Annotated in this window: 6 protein-coding genes; 3 read left to right on the forward strand and 3 right to left on the reverse strand. The window is 41.4% G+C overall.

Translation table 11 applies throughout. The features are described from left to right. The 3 genes from PX481_RS24815 to PX481_RS24825 form a co-directional block, all read left to right on the forward strand. On the forward strand, positions 1-478 hold a 478-nt coding region (locus PX481_RS24815), incomplete at its 5' end, for an FG-GAP repeat domain-containing protein (RefSeq protein WP_288096602.1). 210 nt (positions 479-688) lie between these two features. Next, positions 689-868 (forward strand): type II toxin-antitoxin system RelE family toxin, encoded by a 180-nt coding sequence (locus tag PX481_RS24820; RefSeq protein ID WP_223213090.1) that lies wholly within the window; start codon positions 689-691, stop codon positions 866-868. Between the two features lie 15 nt (positions 869-883). After that, positions 884-1084, forward strand: coding sequence for a hypothetical protein (locus PX481_RS24825; RefSeq protein ID WP_002751002.1), 201 nt, complete (start codon positions 884-886; stop codon positions 1082-1084). Here PX481_RS24825 and PX481_RS24830 read toward each other — a convergent pair. The 3 genes from PX481_RS24830 to PX481_RS24840 form a co-directional block, all read right to left on the reverse strand. Continuing rightward, a complete protein-coding gene (locus tag PX481_RS24830; RefSeq protein WP_071825133.1) occupies positions 1054-1290 on the reverse strand; it encodes a DNA cytosine methyltransferase in 237 nt (78 codons plus the stop codon). The two genes, PX481_RS24825 and PX481_RS24830, sit on opposite strands and share 31 nt — an antisense overlap. A 179-nt stretch (positions 1291-1469) precedes the next feature. Further along, positions 1470-1802, reverse strand: coding sequence for a type II toxin-antitoxin system Phd/YefM family antitoxin (locus PX481_RS24835; RefSeq protein WP_002763237.1), 333 nt, complete (start codon positions 1800-1802; stop codon positions 1470-1472). Positions 1803-1870: 68 nt separating this feature from the next. Then, a partial coding sequence (locus PX481_RS24840) for a GltB/FmdC/FwdC-like GXGXG domain-containing protein (protein ID WP_502888633.1) occupies positions 1871-2524 on the reverse strand: 654 nt, incomplete at its 5' end.

Here is a 2524-nt window from a genome sequence, read left to right on the forward strand (position 1 = left end):
CAGCAGTTTCTCCATGCAGCGATGGGCAACTGGTCAAGGTGGGATTTGGGATGCTCAACAATGGGTAGTGGGTGATTTTAATGGAGATGGAAAAGATGACGTCGCTAAATCCTTTAATGAGGGTGGTCTAGCTAGTATTGATGTTCATGTTTCTAACGGCAGCAGTTTCTCCATGCAGCGATGGGCAACTGGTCAAGGTGGGTTTTGGGATGCTCAACAATGGGTAGTGGGTGATTTTAATGGAGATGGAAAAGATGACGTAGCTAAATCTTTTAATGAGGGTGGTCTAGCTAGTATTGATGTCCACATTTCCAATGGCAGTGGTTTCTCCATGCAGCGATGGGCGACTCGTCAAGGTGGGTTTTGGGATGCTCAACAATGGCTATCTGGCAATTTTAATGGAGATGGCAAAGGTGATTTGGCTAAAGCCTTTAATGAGGGTGGTCTAGCCAGTATTGATGTTCACACTTTAATTTAAATTTAGTGCGATCGCCTTTATGTGAACTGAAATTCCCAAAGGCGATCGCCTTACATGAAACAAAATTTTAAAATGCGATCGCCTAAAAAACCCTAATTGGGGGGGAGCGTTAACATTATCTTAGCCTTGGCAGTAGCTGACTGGGTGAGGGGATCATCAGGATTTTAGCAGACTTAGCTTGAAGTAACGGTTAAATTTCTGGAATCCATTATCCGTAAACCAGAAAAAAACTTCTGGTTTACGGATAATTTACAAGGAGATGTCAAGCAATTAAAGAATTTTACGCCTAATTATCGCTTAAGGGTGGGTAACTATCGAATTCTATTTGAGGTTGAAGAAATCACTTTAGTGATTTATCGTGTTAAACATCGACAAAATATCTACAATTAAATTAAGGAGAAAACAATGATTGAATTACATCCTGAATTCTTAATCAAAAATGGCAAAAAAGAATTTGCTGTTTTAACTTATGAGGAGTTTATGAAAATTAAAGAAATCTTAGAAGACTTAGAGGATTTGGAAGATTTAATACAAGCAAAAGAAGAAGAAAAAGATAGTCAAACTTATTCTCTAGATCAGGTTAAGAAGATGCTAAATATTGATTGATTGTCTTGCTTTAATTCTACTATTTCGCAGATGGGAAAAAATAGAGTTCCCCTTGTATCTCTAAATCTGGCTCGTTTTCCTACTTTTCGACAGTTTTCGTCTATTTCACAAGAATATACACAGTCATAACCAACGCTCTCAAAAGCTAATCTAAACCCTCCAATACCAGCAAAAAGATCGATAAATCTGAGTTTTTCGTTTGTCATTGCCAAATTATGACATCAAAGATAGCCAAAGTGAATATATCCTAAATTTTAGCAAATGTTCCGACTTATGCAGCGATAAAAACTGTAGTCTAAATAATTAAGGTTAATATGTCCCCATATAATCAATTTGGAGATACTAGATTAGGTATAATTGAGTAAAAACTCGCACAATTTCGGTTTCAGACTTCTGCGGCTTTTTCTTGCTCAATCTCGGTCTCCAATTCTTGACGTAATTCTTCTAGAGAAGTGGTGGCAGCTGTCTGAGATAATCTTTCTTGTGACCAATTTAAGGACTGAAAAAGTCGTTGAGCGTTAGCTGGAGAGCGCAAAAGATAAACTTCTTCTAATAAAGCGGATAATTCGTCAGCAGCAATCAAGGCCACATCATGATGACCCTGACGTTGGACAATAACGATCGAGTTTCCCAGTTCTACTTGTTCTAAAACCTGAAGAAAATGTTCTTGTGCTTGGGTATAGCTAGTATAGGTGGTGGGGATGGGCAGCATGGCCATTAATCAACTCCGCAGTCAAAAAATTAATCAATGGGTGCGTTAACCAAGAGTAACGCACCCCAAAGAAATTACACCGAAGTTAAGGTTTTCTCCGCGCTAATTTGCGCTTCGGGACTATCCGCTTCCGAGGGAGGGACTACTTGCCAGAATTGACCGAGATAGCTATCCCAATTAGCTAAAATTAACTTACCTTTGGGGCTATTAGTGCGTTCTACATGGGCCTCAATTAAAGATTTTAACTGTTCCGCACCGGCAGCCGTGGCAACCCGTTGAATCTTGACAATTTCGGGGTTGAGTTTCTCCGGTAGGGAGGGATCAAGGATATAAGCTAATCCTCCCGTCATCCCGGCGCCGACGTTGCGACCGACGGAACCAAGCACGACAATTACCCCCCCGGTCATGTATTCACAGAGGTGATCCCCGGCCCCTTCGATAACCGCTTTTGCAGTGGAATTGCGAACAGCAAAGCGTTCACCAGCGCGACCATTAACGTATAATACCCCACCGGTGGCCCCGTAGAGACAGGTATTACCGATAATAGCGTTATCTTCGGGCTGATAATTGGCGTTTTGGGGCGGTAAGATGACAATTTCGCCGCCGTAGATGCCTTTACCCACATAATCGTTAGCTTCTCCCTCTAAATGGAGATTGACACCGGGTAAATTAAAGGCTCCGAAACTTTGACCAGCTGCGCCCTGGAAATTGAGCTTAATTTCGCCTTC

Source organism: Microcystis sp. M53603_WE2 (assembly GCF_030065435.1).

Coding starts and splice junctions, on each gene's coding strand:
- PX481_RS24825 (WP_002751002.1), top strand. CDS start 884: ATGATTGAATTACATCCTGAATTCTTAATCAAAAATGGCAAAAAAGAA.
- PX481_RS24830 (WP_071825133.1), bottom strand. CDS start 1,290: ATGACAAACGAAAAACTCAGATTTATCGATCTTTTTGCTGGTATTGGA.
- PX481_RS24835 (WP_002763237.1), bottom strand. CDS start 1,802: ATGGCCATGCTGCCCATCCCCACCACCTATACTAGCTATACCCAAGCA.